This is a genomic window from Granulicella mallensis (assembly GCF_014203225.1).
GTDB classification, from domain to species: domain Bacteria; phylum Acidobacteriota; class Terriglobia; order Terriglobales; family Acidobacteriaceae; genus Granulicella; species Granulicella mallensis_A.
Genome location: NZ_JACHIO010000013.1, coordinates 88,600 through 109,451, shown reverse-complemented (window position 1 = coordinate 109,451; position 20,852 = coordinate 88,600). Strand labels below are relative to the sequence as shown.

At 56.7% G+C, this 20,852-nt stretch carries 22 protein-coding genes and 1 tRNA gene; 2 read left to right on the top strand and 21 right to left on the bottom strand.

The window, feature by feature from the left end:
• Positions 1-2: 2 nt before the first annotated feature.
• From HDF15_RS15730 to HDF15_RS15645, 18 genes are all read right to left on the bottom strand, one after another.
• Complete coding sequence (locus HDF15_RS15730) at positions 3-1,997, bottom strand: type IV secretion system DNA-binding domain-containing protein (protein WP_184257188.1); 1,995 nt, start codon at positions 1,995-1,997, stop codon at positions 3-5.
• Positions 1,998-1,999: 2 nt separating this feature from the next.
• Positions 2,000-2,377: a hypothetical protein gene (locus HDF15_RS15725; protein ID WP_184257186.1), complete on the bottom strand. Its 378-nt coding sequence runs from the start codon at positions 2,375-2,377 to the stop codon at positions 2,000-2,002.
• 187 nt (positions 2,378-2,564) lie between these two features.
• Positions 2,565-2,891 carry a hypothetical protein gene (locus HDF15_RS15720; RefSeq protein ID WP_184257185.1) on the bottom strand — a complete coding sequence of 109 codons (327 nt, stop codon included), beginning with the start codon at positions 2,889-2,891 and terminating at the stop codon, positions 2,565-2,567.
• A 26-nt stretch (positions 2,892-2,917) separates the two neighbouring features.
• On the bottom strand, positions 2,918-3,865 hold the full coding sequence (locus HDF15_RS15715) for a DNA-primase RepB domain-containing protein (protein WP_184257183.1): 948 nt from the start codon (positions 3,863-3,865) through the stop codon (positions 2,918-2,920).
• 101 nt (positions 3,866-3,966) lie between these two features.
• Entirely contained in the window at positions 3,967-4,380 is a 414-nt protein-coding gene (locus HDF15_RS15710; protein WP_184257181.1) for a single-stranded DNA-binding protein, read from the bottom strand.
• A gap of 84 nt (positions 4,381-4,464) precedes the next feature.
• Positions 4,465-4,755, bottom strand: a complete 291-nt coding sequence (locus HDF15_RS15705) for a hypothetical protein (protein WP_184257179.1) — start codon at positions 4,753-4,755, stop codon at positions 4,465-4,467.
• 102 nt (positions 4,756-4,857) lie between these two features.
• Positions 4,858-5,142, bottom strand: a complete 285-nt coding sequence (locus HDF15_RS15700) for a hypothetical protein (protein ID WP_184257177.1) — start codon at positions 5,140-5,142, stop codon at positions 4,858-4,860.
• A 32-nt stretch (positions 5,143-5,174) separates the two neighbouring features.
• Positions 5,175-6,149, bottom strand: coding sequence for a CpaF family protein (locus HDF15_RS15695; protein WP_184257175.1), 975 nt, complete (start codon positions 6,147-6,149; stop codon positions 5,175-5,177).
• The gene (locus HDF15_RS15690) at positions 6,146-6,955 is read right to left on the bottom strand and encodes a VirB8/TrbF family protein (protein WP_311733122.1); all 810 of its coding nucleotides are present in this window, start codon (positions 6,953-6,955) and stop codon (positions 6,146-6,148) included. Before HDF15_RS15690 ends, HDF15_RS15695 begins: the two co-directional genes overlap by 4 nt.
• Before the next feature lie 62 nt (positions 6,956-7,017).
• Positions 7,018-7,953 (bottom strand): type IV secretion system protein, encoded by a 936-nt coding sequence (locus HDF15_RS15685; RefSeq protein WP_184257171.1) that lies wholly within the window; start codon positions 7,951-7,953, stop codon positions 7,018-7,020.
• A gap of 34 nt (positions 7,954-7,987) precedes the next feature.
• Positions 7,988-8,218 (bottom strand): hypothetical protein, encoded by a 231-nt coding sequence (locus HDF15_RS15680; RefSeq protein ID WP_184257169.1) that lies wholly within the window; start codon positions 8,216-8,218, stop codon positions 7,988-7,990.
• Positions 8,219-8,230: 12 nt separating this feature from the next.
• Positions 8,231-9,097 (bottom strand): hypothetical protein, encoded by an 867-nt coding sequence (locus HDF15_RS15675; RefSeq protein WP_184257167.1) that lies wholly within the window; start codon positions 9,095-9,097, stop codon positions 8,231-8,233.
• Positions 9,098-9,112: 15 nt separating this feature from the next.
• Positions 9,113-10,402: a TrbI/VirB10 family protein gene (locus tag HDF15_RS15670; RefSeq protein ID WP_184257165.1), complete on the bottom strand. Its 1,290-nt coding sequence runs from the start codon at positions 10,400-10,402 to the stop codon at positions 9,113-9,115.
• A 2-nt stretch (positions 10,403-10,404) separates the two neighbouring features.
• Complete coding sequence (locus HDF15_RS15665) at positions 10,405-11,241, bottom strand: TrbG/VirB9 family P-type conjugative transfer protein (protein ID WP_184257163.1); 837 nt, start codon at positions 11,239-11,241, stop codon at positions 10,405-10,407.
• A 37-nt stretch (positions 11,242-11,278) separates the two neighbouring features.
• Positions 11,279-13,633, bottom strand: a complete 2,355-nt coding sequence (locus tag HDF15_RS15660) for a VirB4 family type IV secretion system protein (protein WP_184257161.1) — start codon at positions 13,631-13,633, stop codon at positions 11,279-11,281.
• Positions 13,617-13,883, bottom strand: coding sequence for a VirB3 family type IV secretion system protein (locus HDF15_RS15655; RefSeq protein ID WP_184257159.1), 267 nt, complete (start codon positions 13,881-13,883; stop codon positions 13,617-13,619). Before HDF15_RS15655 ends, HDF15_RS15660 begins: the two co-directional genes overlap by 17 nt.
• 7 nt (positions 13,884-13,890) lie before the next feature.
• Entirely contained in the window at positions 13,891-14,274 is a 384-nt protein-coding gene (locus HDF15_RS15650) for a hypothetical protein (protein WP_184257157.1), read from the bottom strand.
• A gap of 78 nt (positions 14,275-14,352) precedes the next feature.
• Complete coding sequence (locus HDF15_RS15645; RefSeq protein WP_083836777.1) at positions 14,353-15,435, bottom strand: LysR family transcriptional regulator; 1,083 nt, start codon at positions 15,433-15,435, stop codon at positions 14,353-14,355.
• Positions 15,436-15,863: 428 nt separating this feature from the next.
• On the opposite strand from HDF15_RS15645, the gene HDF15_RS15640 reads away from it, so the two are divergent.
• Together HDF15_RS15640 and xerC are read left to right on the top strand one after the other, a co-directional pair.
• Entirely contained in the window at positions 15,864-16,076 is a 213-nt protein-coding gene (locus HDF15_RS15640; protein WP_184257155.1) for a hypothetical protein, read from the top strand.
• A 26-nt stretch (positions 16,077-16,102) separates the two neighbouring features.
• Positions 16,103-17,362, top strand: coding sequence for a tyrosine recombinase XerC (xerC, locus tag HDF15_RS15635; RefSeq protein WP_184257153.1), 1,260 nt, complete (start codon positions 16,103-16,105; stop codon positions 17,360-17,362).
• Positions 17,363-17,382: 20 nt separating this feature from the next.
• Here xerC and HDF15_RS15630 read toward each other — a convergent pair.
• From HDF15_RS15630 to HDF15_RS15620, 3 genes are all read right to left on the bottom strand, one after another.
• Positions 17,383-17,458 (bottom strand) — tRNA-Thr (locus HDF15_RS15630).
• A gap of 154 nt (positions 17,459-17,612) precedes the next feature.
• Positions 17,613-19,103: a glycoside hydrolase family 28 protein gene (locus HDF15_RS15625; protein ID WP_184257151.1), complete on the bottom strand. Its 1,491-nt coding sequence runs from the start codon at positions 19,101-19,103 to the stop codon at positions 17,613-17,615.
• 502 nt (positions 19,104-19,605) lie between these two features.
• On the bottom strand, positions 19,606-20,748 hold the full coding sequence (locus HDF15_RS15620; RefSeq protein ID WP_184257149.1) for a DUF6599 family protein: 1,143 nt from the start codon (positions 20,746-20,748) through the stop codon (positions 19,606-19,608).
• Between the last annotated feature and the right edge of the window lie 104 nt (positions 20,749-20,852).

Sequence of the window (20,852 nt, the reverse complement as noted above, 5' to 3'; positions counted from 1 at the left end):
TCTTATCCGCGCGTGATGAGGTTCTGAACATCGTCATCAGGAGTCAACGTAAACTCCGGCTCGATCTCATCGACCTCGGAGATTCCGTCAGAGGTTGAGGGCGAGGACGGCTCCGGCTCCTGCTTCAATTCGGCCGGAACAGGATCGACACGGCCTGTCCGTTTGGGCTGGTACGGCAACTTGTCGTCGGGGCGCTCGCGAGCCTCGAATCCATTCGCCACGACAGGCATGTCGAAGTACGGGAAGGAGAAGCGCGTGACATAGTTCTGGTACTTCATGAAGGCGTGCAGGTCGGCGAGGCCGGAGATTTCAGACTCCAAGACAAGTGGTTCCACCTGACGGTCAAGCTGGAAGTTCCGTCCTGCGCGGGTGCCATCGAAGTGGGTCTCGCGCAGCCGTTCCACTTCCACTTTGCCGATGAATTCGCTCACCCACTGGCCGGCCTTCGGCTCTTTCGTCGTGAGCCACACGCTGGTCGCTGGCTGGGACAGCATGACCTCCGCTATATGGCCGTACAGGTATTCGAGCTGCGCCTTTCCCTGGAATCCCAACACCACAGGATTCCGGCTTTTTCGGGCTTCCGTGATGGCTGTGTGGAGCTGCGGCAACTTCTGCAGGCTTGCCAGTTCGTCAATGACGAACCACACACGGCGCTGTGCCTCCTTGGGTTCGTTCAGAAGGCGCAATACCAGCCAATCAATCCAGAGACTTTGGAGCGGACGGAGGGCTTCGCGCTCCGCTGGAAGCGAAGTGAGGAATATCCAACCCTGACGTTTTTCCGCCCACTCGGTGGCCGTCCACGATCCGTTGCCTTCGCTTGATTTAGGCAACAGACGAAGACTGTCCGCAACCAGGCCGAGGGATGCGAGGACGCCTGCGCGTTGTTGGTGGGCGCGGGAATCGATCAGGTGGGCGTGCTCGGTTCCTTTGAGCCTGCGGTCGATCTCTTCGGGATTTGACATCCAATCGATCAGCTCCTCTGGCGTTGGCCCGTAAGCCATGAGGAAGGCGAAAATCTTCTGCGGCGATTCGATAAAAAATTCGCCTTTCTTATCCTGCGGGGGCTGAAATAATGAAGCCGCGAGAGCCTTGGCTTCAGACCTGCTACGCAGCTCATCGGCTGGACCCCAATAGGGGCAACGCTTGTCGAGAGGGTTCAGGATGACATCACCGCGTGAAGGGTTATAGAAGCGCTTCACGAACTCGCGGGCTGGGTCGTAGACGATAGCCGCATCGCCACGGCTCTGCACCTGGCGGAGTACCTGAAACATGAGCGCGGACTTGCCAGCGCCAGTGTCCCCGATGATCTGCATGTGCTGTGCCTCGGCGCGCATCGGAATACGGAGCATAGGCGCCATATCGTTCGTCTTGAAGCCGACCCCGTCTCCCTTCACAGTCTTGTTGAACTGCTGCGGCGTTAGCATCTCCGGCCCCTTAAGGCGGCGCCCATACTTCAACTGTTTCTGCCGCTGAACATCCTTGAAACATGCGATCGGCAAAAGGACCAGGAACAGAACCCCGCCGCCAAGAACGGGAGGCTGGAAGAATGCGAAGAGCGTCATCCCTTCGAAGACAACACCCTTCAGATAGAGGCTAAACCGAGCGTCCACATAGCTCCTCGCGGGTGCCCGAAACAGCTGCGAGTAGCCACGGTCGCGAGCGTCTTGAGACAGCGCAAGCGGGATGATCTGGCTGCCCACGTCTTCTGTTTTGCCGAGAACAACGTCATCGTTCATGACGAGGCGCGGAGTGCTTCGCGAGCCACCGACGAAGAGCAGCCGATAAGTGCTTTTGTGGCTCTCCATGACAGAGCCGAAAGCTGAGGACCGCTCGTAGGCGGATAGGCAATACCGTTGCAAGGGCGTCGCCAGATGGATGCGAACACGGACAGCGATGAAGGTAAGAAATGCGACGCCAAAGGCCACTGCATATGTATATATCGGCATGTGGCGCGGCCAGATGACAGTCTCTTTTCGACCCCAAACAGTCTTTGCCATGACTACCTCCGCCTTTCTGCGATGAGCTTGGCAGCGAGGTCGTACTTGGTCGCACCAATCTCATTCACCAATTTGTCGAACGCCTCGGCCGTCATGCGCTGTCCTGTCCCGAGTGAACGAAGGACGTTGACCAAGAGGAGGCGAACGCCGACGATCTCAGACAGGGCGATGAGTTCGGTGTCGTTGACTCCGCTGCGGAGGCAGCGGAGAGTCAGGTCACGAAGCCACTCCCCGGTCGTCTTGCCATCGGCAGACGAAGCCATCTCGACGGCTCGATATTCCGTCTCCGTGAGCTTGGTGCTGAGGGTCAGGTTGCGGCTCTCGCGACCTCTCAATGAACCTCGTTTCGCTGGCCGTTCTGTATCTGAAGTAGGCATCATTTGGTGCTCTCCGTTTCCGAAAACTCAGGGAGCTAATCGGCTCCCGACAGTTTGGTAAGTGCTTATGTGTCAGTGGGAACCCATTAGCTCCCGCAGGGAGCTAAACAGCTCCCTATCAGGGGTGGAGTGTCAACATTCTTCCGGTGCGAAGCACCGTTGTGGCCTTGCCACAGATTTGTATGGAGGATCATGCTCTCGATCCCGCCACAACTGCCGTAGGTTGGGTGCCATTGGCCGCTGCGGCTGCAGGCTTCATTGCAGGCGTCTCCGCTGCCTCAACTGCTGGCGCCTTGCGGACGCGAAGTGTGGAAGCTACCTGCTTCGCCTGCGGCGTTTTCAGGAACTCCTGGAAGTCGCGATCCTTAGCGAATACATAGGTAAGTGCTTGTTCGACGACATCGTCGGCACCTGCCCGAATGAATGCGGCGTACTGATCGACCAATGTCGCGGTCGTATCAGACAACCGAATAGAAGCGCTGATTTGTTTGGTCTGGATGACTTCAAGTAATGGCATAGTGATTCTCCTTTGAGGTGCTGAATTCAAGCGAACTTCTTGCGGGCGATTCCCTGCTGTGCTGTTTGGGCAATCTCCCTGGCGCGAGCGGAGCAAGGCGCCATCGGTAGTTCGAACCTGCGGCGGACTTCCAGCATGGTGATTACGTCGTCGATGGGCGCACCTTCGAGCAGCCAGAGGCGTGCCGAAGCCATGTCAACCGTGCGCTGGGCGTAGTAGACAGGATTGGGTTTATCGAAGCGGTGCGAAGCAAGCGTATGCGTTAGCTTCGACGCCTCCTCGCCGCGGGAAAGCTGTTCCAAAACCCACACCCAATCCTGTTCCGAACGGGTCTGCTTTCCGGGGTGCATTCTCCGCGTGATTCCGCGCAGCGGAAGCAGGGGATTGGCGGCTGCATCGTCGAACCGGAAGTAAGCGGGATCGTAAGTTGAATCACAGGGGTATTCGACTGTGACCCGATTCGCCGGCGAATACTTGCGATTGAGGAATCCTGGCAACCGGAGAACCCGGTTGCAGTCGGTGCAAGCGCAATCGCCACCAAAGGTGAGGGCGAGCCGCTTGAGTGTCGTTTCCTGGCGCTCGAAGTCGAAGCCTTCGACGCGCCACAGCACCTGGTACTTATTCGGAGATGTGGAAAGGACAGCAGTGGGAATAGGCACGGCGTCGGAGGCGCGGAGCGCAGCGACAGACGCCTCCCCATCGAAGTCGATATCTATATAAAGATGGCGAACGGATGCGATGTTCTGTTTGGTGCGACGCCGACTGCCAGCGCGCAATGGATTGGCTGCGACATAGACGTTCGCGCCGGTCGCGTTCTGATGAGCGAGCCAGCCGAGATAACGACTCGTGAGTGCCTGTTCGAGATGGACGATTCGTTGCGTGGGACGCTCGCCATTGTCGCGGCGTAGCAGAAGAGCAATCGTCTCACCCGGAGCGAAGCAACGGGTAAGAAAGTCTTTGGCTGTTTCATTCATATCTACACCTTGAGGACTGCCAATGGGATGGGACCAACGCGGCACTCATAAGGCTCGGAAGCCCGGAGTAGACCGGGCTCCCGAGAGTGAAGAGGAATTCCCTAGAAGGGAATATCCTCGGAGACTGTTTCATCGCGCTCCTGTTCTTCGGGCGCGGCCTTCTCTGCTCGGTCGAGCTTCAGGATCGAAGCCACCCGGATCTCCCAGATGCGCTGCTTCGTCTCAGCCTTCTTGCTCTTGCTGCCCGCCGCCTTCTTGGGCGTGTACTCCCGGCTCCGCAGCTCGCCCTCCACCTGGACGTGTGCGCGCTTGGTGAGCGTGCTGGCGAACTTCGAGAGTCCGCCGAAGACAACGCAACGGTGCCACTCGGTGCGCGAGACATACTCGCCGGTCTTCTTGTCCTTGTAGGAGGACTTGGTTGCCACCTGAAAGGTGGTGAAGCTGCGGTCGTTGGCGGTGTGAACTTCTGCGTCGTTGCCGAGGAAGCCGATGAGGGTTACTTTGTTCTGGTACATGATTGTGTCTCCGTTTTGAATTCCCGATCTTGATCGGGTCACCATTAAGCGAGGGGCCATGCTCCCAAGGCCGAAGCTCTGCATTTACGGAGGGTCACGAGAAATCTTTTCGATGTACTTTTCGAATAAGATTTGGCGGGAAACCGTAACCCGCAGGGCGGCGTAGCCGAAGCAGAAGAGCGAGCTGCCGCCGGGCGCATGAAAAGACCTGAAGCGGTGACCGAGCATGAGCCGGGAATGATGTGGGGAGACACCCACTAGAACATAGTTCTCATCTGCATCCTGGCTGTAGAAGATCCCCGCCATTGCTGCTTCATTCGTGCGGCCTAGAACTCCATCCGAAAAGCGGCGTCTGTAATCGCCGTTGCGTTTCATTGGGCTCGTGTTCGCGCGCTCCACCCCGCACTCAGATCGGAGGGGCAAAGCAGCCGGGTTGGAAGCAGGAATGGGCATAGCGAAGTCTCTGGAAGAGTTGGGTCAATCCGTCAGCTCAGGCCGCCAGCCGCGCACGATGGACTGGAACTGCTCGTTGTAACCGAGAGTGTCGGGATAGGAGTGCTCGCGGGCGACGTAACCGAAGATCATTGCCATGTCTTCTGCAATTGAAGTGTCGACGCCCCAAAGGCTGGTAAGGTCGAATCCTCCGCACTCACCCGCGTTCCACCACGCCAGCAAAAAGTCGGCCACCCTTCGGCTCTGTCCGGTATCGCCCTGAGCAATTGCGACCAAACGATTGAAGGCGGCTTCTTCACACGATTTCATGGTGGTTGCTCCCCTCTGAAGTTCCGCGAACATCAGACTGTGGCAGACGAAGCACGATAAATGTCCTCTGTTTCGAAGGACTGTTCGGAATGCGCGTAGCCGGTCACTGCAATTAGTTCCCTCACCCGGCGACGTCCCGTGTGATCGCGTTCGCAGTAGAGGACGAAGTCGATTGCCTCTGCTGTCTCCGAACGCACGAAGGCATGGTTGAGATTTGGTCTGGCACTCAGGGCCAAGTCCGACAGGCGATTGAGAGCATCCCACGCGGACTTCGCGTGGATGGTCGAAAGCGTTCCCCCATGACCTGTGTTCATCGCCTGGAGCAAGTCATAACCACACTCATCCCGGATCTCGCCCATGATGATCCGGTCAGGGCGATGCCGCAGAGCGGCTGCCAAGAGTTGGCTGGGTGTGATGGCAACCTGGCCGGGAATCGCTTCTACAGCTTCCCAGCGGACGGCGTTGGAATGTGCCACTTTCAACTCGGCAGGCTGCTCAATCACGATCAGGCGCTCTTGCTGGGGAATGTGGTCCAGAAGTGCCTTCATCAGTGTGGTCTTCCCAGAGCCCGTCCCGCCGCTGATGATCCCATTCTTCTTTTCGAGCATCATCTGGATAACGAAGTCCCGCACGCTGACGGGGAGACTGCCGGAGGCAATCAATTGATCCGACGTATACCAATGGTTAAATTTGCGGATCGTCATGGTGATGCCATTGATCGATGCCGGCGGTCCTACGACGGCAACACGGGAACCATCTGGTAGCCGAGTGTTGAGAACTGGATTCTGATCGGAGAGGTTCTGTCCGAGCTTCCGAGCGATCTGTAAGGTCGCCGCAAGCAGAGTGTCGGTCGTCAAGGCACAGGAGATTGGAATCTGTTCCAGCACACCATTGCGATCCGCAAAGACCCCGGTTGTTCCGTTGATCATGAGATCGGAGATCGTAGTGTCAAGAATGAGTCTCTGCACCTCCTCCGGAAAGAAACCGAGCACGAGATCCCAGCTCATCGGCTCACCTCTACCGTCCGGGCATTGGCGGCTGGGACGGTCACTCCCGAAACCGCTCCGGTCTGCGGAGAAGCTGTGGGATCGATCGGCTCAACCGACAACCTGTTTTCATGGAATTCAGTGATCGTGAGACCAAGCGGATTGACGGTCTCGAACTGAGGAAAGGTCTGAGCGGCGAGGCTGACTTGTGCCGGGTTGAGGTAGTACGTCACGGAGAGCACCCAATGCTCTTTGCGCGGCTGACGGGAGTTGCGCGGAGAGTAGATCCTCGTGATGCTCACAAGCGCCGTTCCACGCGCAATCACCGCGCCCTTGACCGTCTCTTGCGACATGGACGTGATCGTCACGCCATCGATCTCGACATCACTTTGCTCGATCTGGTTGGCAAGCACTTGCGACACCAAATGGACGGCATTGTCATCGGCCATGTATTGGTTCGAGAGTTGCGTGGACAAGAAGTAGTAGTTCATCGGGTACTTCTTGGAGATGGTTTCCCTATTGATCGTGTAGCGATAATTGGCCCAGTCCGTTAGGTAGGTGCGTACCTCGCCCTCGCGGGGACTGTAGTTCAAATCGCTATACTGAATCGCCTGGGCTCGGCTCATTTCGTCTATACGGACGTAGCGGTTCACGACGGGCCGCTGGGCCAGCGAGACGATCACTGCAAAACAGCCGAGAAGAAGCGCGCTCTCCGTTGCGATCACCAGGCGACTCAGTTTGCGTTCTGCATACAAACCGACATACTTCTCGTTGGCAATCTCGTCGGTGAGCAGGACCTGCTCAGGAGTAAGGCTGTCAATCTTCACATTACCTCCTTGGGGTGATTCTTCGGTGGGGGTCGCACCTACGAAAGTCTGGCGACATGCGATCATTTGGCCGGTCGCTTCCTGGTCATCTGTCTGAGGAGCAGGGTCTCTGCTATTTGCGCGATCTTCCCGCTGGCCCCCGAGCCACCGCCGAACAGCGTTTGAGTGATGGTTGGGACCATGACCATATTGAGAATGAACGCGATGAAGACGGCGATGACTCCATAGAGATTCGCAATCCACATCGGAAGCGAGTAATCGCCATTGAAGGTCTGCTGAAGGAACGTGATGAGGAATCCAGCCCAGACAAAGATAAAAGCGGACGCTACAGCGCGGATCATCGCGAAGCTGAGCAGGACATCTACGAAGTTGTAGAACTTGCCTCGAAACGTTTCGGTCATCAGGAGCGGTACGAAGATGGGGCCAAAGAGCGCCGCCACGCCATAGAAAATGAACGACGAGCAATTGATAAGAAACAGAATCCCGCCGGCAAGACCGATGAAGATGTAGACGACCAGGTACGTCAGTATCTCCAGGGGCGCAAGGTAGCTAGGTTGGGGCGTGCTATTGAGGGCCGTACTGAACGCCTGCTGCAATTGGGTCAGGGAGTTCTGATCGAGGGCGGCAACGATGACTTGTGCAAAGTAAGAAAAGAGATGATTGAACCCGAAGCTGGCACCCGGTAGCGGTGTTGTCCAGTAGTTGATGATGAGCAGGCAGACAATCAACTGAAACAGAAACTCCACCAGGTCGCCCACCCGCACCGGTTGCGCGCTCCAGCTAATGGTCATGGTCGAGATGTTCCAATGCGCAACCATGCGGACAAGTTTCATCATGCTTACGAACGCCAGCAGCGACATTCCGACAGACGAAAGTGCATCCCCGTTCTGGGTCGTCAAATTCGTGAGATTGTTGGTGAACTGGTAGAGCCAGTCGACACCGGGAGCGGCTGTGGTCTGCAAGAAAAAAGCAGAGGAGGCCAGACTGTGAAGGATCATTTGCGGTTACTCCTCTGTTCTGAAGGCGGGCTGATTACTGGTTCGCGGCCGGTGAAGCTTTCTGTGCGTTACGTTCGCGGATCTTCTGGATAGCGGCCTTGTCGCCCCGGTCGATCTGCTCGGCTTTTTCTCGTTCCGCTGCGAGCTTGCTAGCCGCTGCGGCTGTTTGCTGGTTCACGCGAAGCTCGTGAACGAGAACGATCCCAAGGCCACTTAGGGCAACGAGTATCCCGATCAAGACCTTCATCCTGAGTGTTTGTTGCATGACGGCTCCTTGTTATGGCAGGTAGGTTTCCCAGGTGTGGGAGCTGTTTGCAGGCGCGGATGAATAGGCCGCCCGTTGCTGTTGAACGAACGCCGCATTGTTGATCTCATCTGCAGCCGCTGTCCGCTGTGCCATGTTCTGCACAGCAGCTTGAGCTGCCTGGCAGGCATGAAGCGCGCCCTGTGCCTGAGTCTCATTCAGATGGTGAGCGTTTCCCATATTCACGAGATTGAGCTGTTCGAGTTCGGTGCTGGTAAAGGACGAAGTATCGAACTGGGACTGCGTGAGTGAGGTCTGGGGCTGCGTATTCGCTGTTCGCATTCCGTTGTACGCGCCCACAGAGTTGAGGCATTGGCTGGAGACTCCGTCCATCGCTTCCATCCGTGTGAGCGTTGCCAGCGCGTGACTCGATCCAAGGATCTGCCCACTGAGAAAAGAGGACGAGGTTGAATTCAACCCCAGATTCATCAGCTTCCACACCAAACTGCCGGTTCCCGGAGCTTGACCGTTCATCGCCGACTGGAGACCGGTCGTCTCGCCGTATTGATTGGCGAAGCTCGCCATGGTGAGTTGGGACTGAATCGTTCTCCAGATGGATTTACTGCTGAAGTTCTTCAGATTGCCGGAGATCGTGTTGTAGGTCGTCATCGCCTGTTGGTAGTCCTTGTCAGCGGTGGCGAGCAGCTTGATCGTATTTGCGAGTTGCTGCTGCCAGGTGGCGCTGTTCTGCACGTTCTGGGCGAGCTGTTGCAGGGCGTGACCTGACTGCACTGGGTCGACGAAGACACCGCCGAACTGCGCATGCCCCGGTAAGGCGGTGAGAAGGAAGAAGAAGGCCGCGAGTGCCCCATTCCGGTATTTGTTGAGAAGTAACTTCATGATTGCTCCTTTACGTCACATTGCGGGTTCGACGCGGTGTTCTGCGTAGGAGGGGATGAGGAGATCACGGCCGATGTAGACCCGTGCGCGGGAACCTTCCTTGAGCGTGATGATCGGAAGGCGGTTGAGAAAGTGGTTGAGGATTTGTTCGGCCTCCTCACTGGACTGTGAGGAGATGCCGTTCCGTATCTGGGCCGACGGATCGAGGACGTTGTTGTTTCCAATCTGGGCGAGCCCTCCCAGGCCGCCGATCGCAGCAGCTACGGCAAACGTTTGAAGATAGCGGTTGTCTACTTTGGTCGCGAGGCCGGTGGTGCCAAGCGGGTCGAGACCTGCGAATTTATCGAGATCAACCGAAAACCCGTCCGGGCAAATAGCGCGGTGGAAGGAGACCACCATCTTGCGGGCCTGGCTGGTATTGACAGCCTGAACGCTGCCGATCAGCCGCGTTCCCTGTGGCAGCAAGAGTTGCTGATGGTCATGGGAGTAGTAGTCGGTTGTGAGCATGAGCAAGATCGGCCCGGAGAGGCCGCCGTCGATGTGGTTCGTGACGACCCCTTCGAAAACGCTGCCTTCGAAGACTCGGTACAGTTTCCCGTCGTAGTTATCGAAGTCGTACTTGTTGATCGCAGCATCTTTCGCTTCTGCCTTATGATTGCCCGGCTCCTCCGAGTCAGCCTTTGCTGTTGGCTCGGACTTGACCACAGTGTCGACCTTCGCAACCGCGCCATCCGGGGTAACTGCCGTGACGGGAGCGGTGACCTGGGGGCCGCCTTCCGTCGTGGGTCGGGCGAAGTCGACTGCGACCGTGTCGCTGTTGAGTGCATCCTGATGCTGCTTCTCACGCGCTAGCTCGGCCTGCTTGGCTTCTGCCTGCCGTTCGGACATCTGCGACGTTGCCTTCGGTGCGTCCGGGTTGCTCGGCCCATAAATGGCAGTGCGTTGGGCAGATGTCATCGGCGGGGCGCTCGAAGCTTCGGCGCCAGGCACCTCGGCCGCTTGAATCTGAGCGAGCAAAGCGGCGGCCGTCGCGCGTTGCTGCTGCTCCTCCTGGTCCTTCTTCGCGACTTGCTCTTGCTGGGCTTCGAAGGCGGTCACTTGCTGGGGATTGGCGGCGGCTGGCTTTGATGCCATCGGGCTCTTGAGTGGGGTGGCCTTCTTCCCTGCATTCACGACGCTCGATATCACAAAGACCGACAAGATGATGAACAGCAGGATGAGTAGAGGCTGCTTCTTATTGAGCGGCGCGGACGCCTCCGGCTGCTCCGGAACGGTTGAGGGGGGAGTAACAGGAGTTTCGGCCATGGCTAGCTCCCTGCCTTGGTCTGGCGGAAGTCCACACGCTGTTTGCCGATGGAGAGATACCCTTGGGCTACCGTCTTCGGAATGGTGTAAAGACCATTTGCAAAGTCATAGTTGATTAGTGAGCCCTTACCATCCTTCAATTCGTAGAGCGCGGGAGTCTCCTGAAATTTGCCGCGCAGAAAGGTGAACTTGTCATCTCGCCATATCTGCTCGATACCAAGCGCAGCACCCTTTTTCTGGTCCCAGGTGTAGTCGAAATGTAAAGTGCCGGGATAACTGGCTTTTAAGGTCTCCGCTGCGGTGGTAACAGCCTTATGGTCGGCCTCAGCAGCCTTTCGAGCGTCATCAACTTCTTTCTTCAGTTGCGCTTCCTTCGCGTCCACTTCGGCTGCGGGAACAAAGACTGGAGGTTTCGCAATGTTGTCTGCGGCTTTCGCATCGCTCGATGTGACATACACCTTCGAATCGAAATAGAGATTGTCCTTCTCACTCGAAATCTCTTTCAGTTCGATCGTGTATTCATTGCCGTGGTCGGACACGATGTGAAGGTTGGTTGTACTGTCCGCAATTTTGGGTTTGATGGAGATGTAACGGCTGGCCACATGCCCCGCGTCGAATACCCAACTGACCGTGTCACCGCCGAATACAGTGGCAACCTTCTCCTCGGACGGCAGTTCGATCAGAGTCGACTGGAGAAGGCCGGCACGGACCACGGGCGGAGCTGACGCATCAGCGGTCACGACGGTACGTGGCGCACTCGGCTGAAGGTGAGCGACCTGAGCATGGCCCGCAGTGCCGATGGCGGCAGCGGTGACGAAGATAAAGATTCTTGAAATCATAAGTTGTCCTCTGGGCTGGTTTGTGCTGGTGAGCCTGCTATACCGTTTCGCCCTGCGCGAAACGCTCGATGCCTTCGTGGAGTCCATACATTTCGACCAGCTTCGAACGTCTGACCCTGTCCTTCGGCTTGGTCGAAAATTTTGCATAGCTGCGTGCGTCAAGATTCAGAGTGATGACCTTGGTGATCCCATCACGGCGCACATAGAGTGCTTCACGCGGACGCAGACTCTCGAACATATCCAGCTGCTGCTCGCTGAGCTTGAACAGTTCGCCATATACCCTGCGGTTAAAGGTGGCGTCCGGCAGGAATAGAAATGAGGTACACGAGTTCACAATGGTGTCTGCGTTTTCACCGAGGTCATCCGCAGATTGCCCGATCATGGTCATGCCGCCGAGATTCTTGCGAACCATCTTGATGGAAGCCAGCGCGCTCTCGAGCAGTTCCTTGTTCTTCATGTTCGCGAAGATCTCTTCGATCAATACATGCTTCGGAACGCCCAGATTCTTGGGGTCGTAAACGATCTCATCGATACGACGAAGAATCCAAAACATCAGCGGCTCAATGAGGTCGGCATACTGCTTGTTGTTGACTCCCTGAAAATCGAAGCACTGGAGGCGTGACATCTGCAGGCTGTCCTCGGTGTTGTCGAAGACGGCGTGGTAGACACCCTGATCCTTCCACTTAGCCAGGTAGCGATCGAGATGCTTGGGTAGGGTTAGATTGCCAAGTCTGCGCATCGCTCGAGGCAAGTTGTAAATCCCCTTGACCGACTTGAAGACATCGTCATCATCTTCGGGACCAAGCGTTGCCCCCGAATTTGTAAGCAGCAGTTTGATAAACGAATGAAGGAACGCGATGTTGGCCTCAGTAGGCTCAAGCGCGAACGGATTGATGCGAGGGCCGTCCTTGCCCACCCGGTCGATGCGGCCTCCGTAGAGTTCGACAACACTCTCGTAGCTGCCCCCGATGTCAAAGATGAACGTGAACCCGCCGTACTTCTGTTCCAAACTCAACATCTGATTGGCGTGTACGCTTTTGCCGGTGCCCGTAGGGCCAATGATGAGTTGCACCCGTACTCCGTTCACATACGCATCCTGAAAATACGGTGTCCGTGTTCGAGTCTCGAAGATATTGAGATACTCGGCATCGAGATCGTCCGCATGAGGGTGCCCCAGATGCGGAGCGAAGATGCTGGACAGGCGCGCATGATGGTCTTCCCGCAGCCACAACGGATACACGTTGAACTGCCGGTTGCCCGGAAACATCGCATAGAAAGCAGAGAGATTGCCATAGGTCTCCTCGATGATCGGCGCGCGTGCGTCAACAAACAGACGATGAACAACTGGCGTTGCCGCTCGCAGCTCTGCTGCGGTCCTCGCAGACAACAGCAACCGCAGTGCGTAGTCGCCCTGGCCCAGCTTGTCGAGCGAGGCGACGACCTCGGTGAGGTTGTCTACATTCCCAGCAACAGCTTTCGCACTCGCCGTGTCTTCGAGTGGTTCCGTGTCTCGCCCGCTCATGAGACGCTGGAAGGGTGAGAGCTTGAAGAACTCCAGGAACTTCTCCTGACTCGTGACCTCTTTTCGGGTTGCGTTGTCCGGCTGGGGTCGCCATACCGAACAGAGAACGCTGTCGCAATCGAGTTCCGTCAAGTTCGTAAACAGGCACGGGCGCGAGATCTCCGGCGTGTTCGTCAGCGGAAACATCTGAACATATCGACGCCCGATACGCAGGTATTCGCTATGCCATTCCACCGGGGCGTGGACGAGCTGCCGGTCAACGCCAGTATCGGAACGGAGACGGACATCCGAGGCCCACTCCTCGAGATTGAACAAATAGCTGAAGAATTGAAATACCCGATCTTTGTGGAGCAACTTCAGGCCGATGGAATCGTTCATGTGCGATTCGAGGATCGTCGCGGCCTTCTCAAGGTCGTATAGCTGCCGATCCGTAATATTCCGCTGTTCTTTTGGCTTACGTCCCAGCGGGTTGCTAACATCCGGCTCGATCGTAAGGCACCAATGCAAGTCAATACGCCGAAAACGGGCTGTCTCATTGAGAAACTCGATCCGGTCGCCCGCGAAGGTTTCGGTAACCGCGTCTAGGTATTTGTTCCTCCGGGGAAGATCGAAACCGGCGATAACGCGTGTGTACTGGTAAAGGCAGGCGCCTTGAGGAAGTCCACGCAAAGCGGCTTCGACGCCGCGCACTCGAACATCCAGATCCTCGTCCGTACGACTCTCCGGGTCGATACCGTCAAGTGAGAACAGGCACCCGTATCCGCCTCCCTTGAGCGCGAAGATGCTAGCGCCGACAAAGTGCGAGAGTGGCACAATACTGGTTGCCGCTCCTGCTTTGGCAAACCATGGTGCGTCATTTGCGTGGGTCATAGTAACTCCTCTGCTTCAGGCTCAACGACCAGAGTTGAAACATCTTGGGGTGCTTGCGGACGACAAGCCAAGCGCTGACCAGCAGTGCAGGAAAGCTAACTATCGCAAGCCATTTGAAACCAGCGAGGAAAACCGTCACCACAACAAACACAATGGACATCCACGCTGACAGTTCGAGACCTAATTTGGTCCTGGGTCGATTCAGTGCGCCATTGATCGGTAACGGCTCTCCCCGCTTCGTCGTGTGCATAGCGTCCTCACATCGACTGCCCGGTAAGTGAGCCAATCCAGCCTGCCCCCCATCCGAGGACGCCTGCACCGAACAGTGCACCGAATAAGCCTGGAATCGCTTCTTGAAAACGACCGCTCATCATCCGGATTCCGGCGAAGATCATGCCGCCGAAACAGATGACAGCGCCAGCATAGATGGCGAACGTTTTGAAGGTTCCCATAAGGGTCTGCGCCCCGGAGAAATCCATCGTTCCTTGCGCATGGGCGACGCCTGAGAGCGCAAGCACAAACAGAGCGGGCGTTACCGCGCGCGCTGCACAACGGAGGTTTTGTTTGGAAAAGAGTTGTGCCAATCGCTTGGCAAGATAGGCTGAATTGCTTGGGATAACGACGCGGTATCTACGGGACATCGGCTCCTCCATCGACTGGTCTCAGTCGGGAATATGCCGTGATGATTAGGCTCGCGTATCACTCGCGTCCAATACATATTATTTATCGGGCGATAGCTCTGAAGTATCACCTCGTTCTATCTCACGCTGATGCTTCAACTTCTGACCCAGGAGTGTCATCTGAATCGGACCATCTGTCGCACGTCGCGAAGGACGCTTTCCCTTTGCGACGTACGCTTGTACCGGTGTCGATTGATCGTTCGTTACCATCTTTACCATCTCTTTGCCATTCTGAGAGAGGTGCTTCATGAGTCGCTTTACCAGGATTGGAACAGTCTTCGGATGACGTACTTTGTGATAGATCAAGGCCGTATCCACAGTCCAATCCACTCCGGCAATGGGGCGGGTCGTCAACTCTTCATCAAGAGTTGTTCCCTCCCGAATCAGCGCCAAGCCATGTCCCCCTTTTACCAGTGTCTGAATTTCGGAAGGATGCGACGCGCACGAGTAATCCTCGAGCTGCACACCAGCGTCTCTAAGGAGCTCCTGCAGCCGTTCGTGGGCATCGGGGTGCCGTTGCGGGTGATACAGAACTGCAAGATTGCCCTGCAACTCAGTCGCCTGTAAAGAAGCTTTCGCGGCGAGCGGATCGTCTCGCCGCAGGCAGACGACGAGACGATCTCGCCGCAATTCTTCGATGTGTAGATCCGGATGACATAAGGGCAACGTCACAAAGGCGGCATCGACAGTTCCCGAAATAATTTCTTCCGCCAGGTGTGCCGTGTCTCCGTGCGTTGGCCGCACTGGACATATGGGGAGAATCTCTTTGTGGAGATCGCAGAAGGTGCGAAACAATCCCTGTTCAACCAGGGGAGTACATCCGAATCGAACGGAACGTATCTCACCACGCTCGATCGCTATGAGTGCATCGATCACTTCATCGCGTGTTTCGAGCAAGAGCCGGGCTAAGACCTTGAAGGCAACTCCAGTGTCCGTGGGCCGAATACGTCCGCCCTTCATCTTGCGAAAGAGACGAACCGAAGCGTTTTCCTGGAACTGTCGGGCCTGAACGCTGAGATTGGGTTGCGCGGTACGCAACTCCTCCGCAGCAGCTCGGAACCCCTGTTTCTCGAGGATCGTCAGCAAATATCTGAAATGGCGAAGCTCGGCCCATTCATACATAGCGCACTGCTCGACAAGAAGGAGCGCGCTCGGCCCGACTTCAAACGAGCAAATGACCGCATTCCCCACCTGTGGAAAGTCTGTCAATCTCGGTCCTGGTTATCAACAGAAAAGTCTATTTTGGCCATAATTACGCCTCGCGGCCAGATGCTTACTTTCGACTAAGCCATTTCGAGGTGATAGGCGAAACGTATCACCCGATAAATGGAAAGTATTGGACAGTCCTTTTCTATCGAGAGAAGCTAGGCATATTTCCCGGTATCGGAAGATGCCGCTAATTCGTGCCCGGAGATGGCGAATGGAATGTGCTGAGTTCAGAGCCGGGCAATTGTTTTATCACCCCGTGTCCGAATGGCACGGACGCAACGAGGAGGAGATTGATGTTTGCGTCACATGCAATCAGCTCTCAAGGCTCTAGCCTGCTGGAAATGGAAATATTAGACTCAAATGAGCTGGCGTTGCGGCTCAAGGTCAAAGAATCCTGGGTCATCGAACAGAGCAAGCGGTCGCGAACATCCGACCCAATTCCGGTCTTCCGGCTTGGGAAACATCGACGCTACCGTTGGGGCTCTCCCGAGATGAATGACTGGCTGGCCCGTCGCGTCGGCGGCACAACAACATCACGCAAGACCTGGTCCTAACGAATTCCCCCAAAAGGAGAGTTTTGATGGCCCAGCAAGGAAGTTTGTACCAAGACCACGGCAGCTGGTTCGTTCGCTATTGGGAGACCGTCGAGAACGAGGACGGTACCCCTTCGCGAAAGAATCCTGCTCATCGTTTAGCGAGCGTGAAGGATTTTCCGAAGAAGTCGGACGTTATTCCGCTCAAGAATCAATTCATGGATCGCCTGAACAGAATCGGGTTCGATCCCGGATCGGGAGTTACACTCGTGGATTTCGTGGTCAACACGTTTCTGCCGGCATGCGAGAGACGGCTCACTGGGGCCGGGCTCAAGTGCTATCGAGATACGTGGAATTGCCATCTGAAATCGCGAGCTGGAGGCTTACGGCTTCGGGATGTTCGTCCAATGCATATCCAAAACATCCTCAACTCAATTGAAGATGAACATGGGACGAAGCTCGCACACGGAACGTACAAGACGATGAAGGTGACGCTCAGCGCCATCTTCACGGAAGCTCGAAACCTGGGCGTGTACGACGGTGCGAACCCGACGACAGGGGTCAGGATCCCCAAGGGGAAGAAGCATGGCCGCAAGCGCCTTGCTTACAGCCTGGACGAGATCCTGAGGCATCTGGGGCTCTTTACGAGCGATCCCATCATCGTTCCCCAACCGCTACCGCGCAAACGCAAGACAACCCGTATCACTCGCAGGAGAACGGGGATCAAGGCGGAGGTTTATGTCGCCGGAATCAGCGCAAGTCAAATGCGCGCGATTATCGGGGTCACCGCCTTTGCTGCACTTCGCAAGGGAGAAATTAGGGGATTGTGGTGGGACGACGATCGCGGCGAGGTGCTAGCCATCTGCCGGAGCGTGTGGAACTCGACACTAAAGAGCACCAAAACAGAGGAGGATGTGGATGAACCTGGGTTGGTACCGGTCATTCGACCTCTTCGCCTGCTGCTCGATGCGATTCGACCGGAGATGGCGGCGGGATTCATGTTCCCCAACCGTTGCGGCGGAGCGCTCGATCTGGATAACATTGCCGACCGCATACTCAAACCAGTATTTGAAGCGAACGGCATGCAGTGGAAGGGTTGGCAGGCGTATCGTCGCGGGCTCGCAACCAACCTCAAGGAGCTGGGTGTGGAAGACACCACGATCCAATGCATCCTGAGGCACGAGGACGTGAGTACGACACAGCGCTTCTACATCAAAACTGTGCCACGAGTGGCGCAGGAGGCGATGCGTGTATTGGAAGAAAAAATAGCCTGTACAGCAGTTGTACAGCAGACAGCGGTTAACTGAAGGCTAAGTCTTTGAAATGATGGAGCCGACGAGCGGACTTGAACCGCTGACCTGCTGATTACGAATCAGCTGCTCTACCAACTGAGCTACGTCGGCCTGCTCCAGATGCAGGGTATGTCACAGACGCTCGTAATGCGCTTTGCGTCTGGCCTGCTCCTCAGTCATTCTATCGGCAAACTACGCAGACGCAAAATCGCTCTCGCTTTTCGTCGTCATCCTGAGTCTGCGGCTCAGGATGACGACGAAAAAACTACTGCATCGGAACAAACTTCCCAGCACACGGATCAGGCTGATCCCCAACCGGCTCCGTAGCCTTTCCCCCGTCCTCCGCCAGCTTCACCGTCTGGTTCGCGCTCTCCCGCAAGGGAATGTTCGTCCCAGGCGACCGAACCGTCAGGTCGTCATAAAACAGATGTACCTGGCTGGGCTTGATGCCCTTGATCGTGACGTTCTGCAGCATCACCTGCGTCCGATGCTCGTCGTTCAACCCCGCAATCAGCACATCCCCCGGCGTCTCCGAGTAGATGTCCTGAAGCGTAATCCCCTTGTAATCCGGAATCTTATCGCCGGTATACTTCGGGTCTTCAAACGGCTCGACGGTCTGGTTGGTGTAATAGGGCGAGATCGCAATTGGAATCGGCACGTCCTTCATGCAAACACCCTTGTAGATCAGATCGTGCGCCGGGCCGCCGCGTTTCACATTGCTTTTGATACGAATCCCGCTCGAGGTATGGTCTTCCACCAGGTCATGCACCACCAGATAGCTCTGCCCCAGCATCGTCTCCGAACCGATCGACATGCCATGCCCGCTATAGAAGTGATCGTGAATAACGCTCATATGCGAAACGCCCTGCTTGATCGCAATGTTGTCGTCCCCGTTGTCGATCCAGCTATACGCGACCGTAATGTTCTGCGACGTCCCCGGATCGATGCCGTCCGTGTTGCGTGCGTCCAGAGACTTGTCGGTAGGCGTCTGCAGATGCACCCCCCAGGCCGTGAACCCGTTCGTATTGTTCACCCCGACATGGAAGTTCGGCGAGTTGTTCAGATGCACGCGATACAACACCAGGCCGTCGGCATGATTCGCCTGGATGAGCCGTGGGTTGAAGTAGAGATCGTCCGTGGGCTGCGCCTTGCGTGCCATCTGCCACCACGAATAGTCCTTGCCGAGGATCTTTGCATAGCCCCGGCCATCGATCGTGCCATCCCCCATGATGCCGACATTTTTGGCGTCGTTGATCGTGATCAGAGGCCGGCATCCGCCGCGCCGCGCCGCCGCAGTCGCAGCCAGTTGCACAGGAAAGGCCGCGGGACGAGGCATGGAGGTCCCACACTTGATCGGATCGCCAGGCTTCGCATCCGGATTGGGCGTCTCGTAGACCTTCGGGTCGCGCGAACCGTAGAGAGTCACATCCTTGTCGATCAGCAGGGTTACGCCTTCGCGCATCTCCAGCGGACCCGTGAGGAAGTATCCTGAGGCTGCTGTCCCACGAAGCAGCTCGACCGCCATTCCCGGCTTGCAACCGTCGATGGCCTTCTGGATGCGCTCAGTATCCAGCTTCTCCTCATCCTGCTCTCGCAGAGCACCCTTCAGATGAGGCTCAAGCTTCACACAGGCTGACGGAATCTTCGGCTCGTCCACCTGCCGGGTATCCTGTGCCCTCGCTATCGCCCCCATTGTCAGCATCAGGCCGCAAGCCACGGTCCATGGACGCAGAACTGCTCTATCCCTCTGAAACATCAAAACCCTCCATAAAGATTGCCCACAAACACTAGCACAAACCTGTCTGACAAGTGAACAACCTGAATGGCAATTGAGCCAGCCCTGCAGCTACAAGCTCCTAAATCTTTAACGCAGAGGGCGCTGAGGTTTCGCAGAGGGCGCCACGGATACCGCTGCGTCCTCTGCGAAACCTCAGCGCCCTCTGCGTTAGAAAGCTTTTGTCTTTGCCTGTTTTCCCAGCAATTCCGTCCCAACTTTTCCACAAAGGCAAAGGGCCGCCCGGCAACAGGGCGACCCTTTTCTATGGGAGGCAGTTCCAACAGAGGCAAAGCTATCGGAACTCTCTGGTGCAAGAGTATGGTTGGCCTCGAACGCTGTCAAGAAAGTTTTGGGATAAATATCAATCCCAATTTTTTCAACAACTTAGCGGAAACATCACCCGGAAGCTCCGGTTTTTGCACGGTTTTCCTCGGGTACCCACCCATAGCCTCTGCAGCCGGTAGGAGCCAATTTTAATCTCTCAGGACTGTGGCGGCCCGAATTTTGGGGCCTTGTTTTGAGGATCGAGGTGCAGGCTCAGGAACTCCGGCTCGCTGGCCGCTGGCTTGCCTCGCATGACGCGGAAAGCGGCCCGTCCGCCGCCCAGAAACAGCCCCAGAAGGACCGCCGCCAGCATCATCAAGCCCGAGAGGACCGCGATGCCCTGGAGCAGGCTGAAGGTCTTCTGAACCTCCGTATGGAAGACCGGTTGCACGTCCTTATCGAAGCTCAGCTGCTGGTGCATGTGGATGTTCTCGATCATCCTCTGCGCTTCGTCAGGCGAGAAGGTACCCGACGCTAGCATGACCAGTTCCCCTTCGCGACGCACCTTGGCGTTCGCAAATTCTGGGCCCATCGAACCGATGGCTCCCTGGATCGCCTTGGCATAGCCACCCGCAATCGTTGGGGTCGGGTAGATCAGGATCGTCAGGGTCTCTTTGCCGCGCTTGTCGGCGAACTGCGCGGTCACGGCCTCGGCGCTCTTCTCCCAGCCCAGCGACTGCGCCGGAAGCACGCCACCCTCCGCCGCATAGCTCGAAGGACCTACCGCATAGCGCACAGTGCCCTCGACCAGGCCCTTCGATGGGATAAACGTCGGCAGCAGCGGCGCGACACCCTTGCCCCCGCTGACCTTCGGCAGCACCTGAACCAGCGGCTTGAGCGACGCGACATCCGCACTCGTAGCCGGGGAGATCAGCACCAACGACGAGCCTACGGTAAACAACACCGCTCCGTCGCCAACCGCATCCACTGAACCAAGCTCTTTGCCGATACGCATCTCCGGCCGCTGCACCAGCGTAAAAGCGCTGTAAGCACCCGTGCGGTCGTTGAACTGGATGGCTTCAATATGAACGCTGTGTCCGTTGCGCACATAATCCGCGACCTGCGAACGCTGCGGCGCACCCTCTTCGAGCGCCGCTTTATTCGCCGTCGCCAGCGAAACAGACGAGGTTCCGGAAGAAGGAGCGGCTGCTCCCACCTTCCACTCACCAAAACTTTGCGGCAGCAACGGCGTCGGAGGCTCGGTAATCGCAACAGCGGACTGCGCCAACGCGCCCGCCGCAAACCCCGCCAGCACTAAGCTCGCACACACACCACGCCGAAGAACGAAAGCCAGTCCCATACAGGGCCCAGACTACACCAACGGCAAAACGTAAGCACGCCGAAAGGCAATCGCCGCCCGGCTTTGTCGTTGCCTTTGTCGTTGCTTTTCTGGTTGTCATTCCC

Excerpts from the sequence above, each read along its gene's own strand:
- HDF15_RS15730 (WP_184257188.1), bottom strand. The coding sequence starts at position 1,997 with ATGGCAAAGACTGTTTGGGGTCGAAAAGAGACTGTCATCTGGCCGCGC.
- HDF15_RS15620 (WP_184257149.1), bottom strand. The coding sequence starts at position 20,748 with ATGGGACTGGCTTTCGTTCTTCGGCGTGGTGTGTGTGCGAGCTTAGTG.
- HDF15_RS15680 (WP_184257169.1), bottom strand. The coding sequence starts at position 8,218 with ATGCAACAAACACTCAGGATGAAGGTCTTGATCGGGATACTCGTTGCC.
- HDF15_RS15685 (WP_184257171.1), bottom strand. The coding sequence starts at position 7,953 with ATGATCCTTCACAGTCTGGCCTCCTCTGCTTTTTTCTTGCAGACCACA.
- HDF15_RS15650 (WP_184257157.1), bottom strand. The coding sequence starts at position 14,274 with ATGTCCCGTAGATACCGCGTCGTTATCCCAAGCAATTCAGCCTATCTT.
- HDF15_RS15705 (WP_184257179.1), bottom strand. The coding sequence starts at position 4,755 with ATGAAACGCAACGGCGATTACAGACGCCGCTTTTCGGATGGAGTTCTA.
- HDF15_RS15715 (WP_184257183.1), bottom strand. The coding sequence starts at position 3,865 with ATGAATGAAACAGCCAAAGACTTTCTTACCCGTTGCTTCGCTCCGGGT.
- HDF15_RS15700 (WP_184257177.1), bottom strand. The coding sequence starts at position 5,142 with ATGAAATCGTGTGAAGAAGCCGCCTTCAATCGTTTGGTCGCAATTGCT.
- HDF15_RS15725 (WP_184257186.1), bottom strand. The coding sequence starts at position 2,377 with ATGATGCCTACTTCAGATACAGAACGGCCAGCGAAACGAGGTTCATTG.
- HDF15_RS15655 (WP_184257159.1), bottom strand. The coding sequence starts at position 13,883 with ATGCACACGACGAAGCGGGGAGAGCCGTTACCGATCAATGGCGCACTG.
- HDF15_RS15720 (WP_184257185.1), bottom strand. The coding sequence starts at position 2,891 with ATGCCATTACTTGAAGTCATCCAGACCAAACAAATCAGCGCTTCTATT.
- HDF15_RS15660 (WP_184257161.1), bottom strand. The coding sequence starts at position 13,633 with ATGACCCACGCAAATGACGCACCATGGTTTGCCAAAGCAGGAGCGGCA.
- xerC (WP_184257153.1), top strand. The coding sequence starts at position 16,103 with ATGGCCCAGCAAGGAAGTTTGTACCAAGACCACGGCAGCTGGTTCGTT.
- HDF15_RS15625 (WP_184257151.1), bottom strand. The coding sequence starts at position 19,103 with ATGTTTCAGAGGGATAGAGCAGTTCTGCGTCCATGGACCGTGGCTTGC.
- HDF15_RS15645 (WP_083836777.1), bottom strand. The coding sequence starts at position 15,435 with ATGTATGAATGGGCCGAGCTTCGCCATTTCAGATATTTGCTGACGATC.
- HDF15_RS15675 (WP_184257167.1), bottom strand. The coding sequence starts at position 9,097 with ATGAAGTTACTTCTCAACAAATACCGGAATGGGGCACTCGCGGCCTTC.
- HDF15_RS15665 (WP_184257163.1), bottom strand. The coding sequence starts at position 11,241 with ATGATTTCAAGAATCTTTATCTTCGTCACCGCTGCCGCCATCGGCACT.
- HDF15_RS15640 (WP_184257155.1), top strand. The coding sequence starts at position 15,864 with ATGGAAATATTAGACTCAAATGAGCTGGCGTTGCGGCTCAAGGTCAAA.
- HDF15_RS15670 (WP_184257165.1), bottom strand. The coding sequence starts at position 10,402 with ATGGCCGAAACTCCTGTTACTCCCCCCTCAACCGTTCCGGAGCAGCCG.
- HDF15_RS15710 (WP_184257181.1), bottom strand. The coding sequence starts at position 4,380 with ATGTACCAGAACAAAGTAACCCTCATCGGCTTCCTCGGCAACGACGCA.
- HDF15_RS15695 (WP_184257175.1), bottom strand. The coding sequence starts at position 6,149 with ATGAGCTGGGATCTCGTGCTCGGTTTCTTTCCGGAGGAGGTGCAGAGA.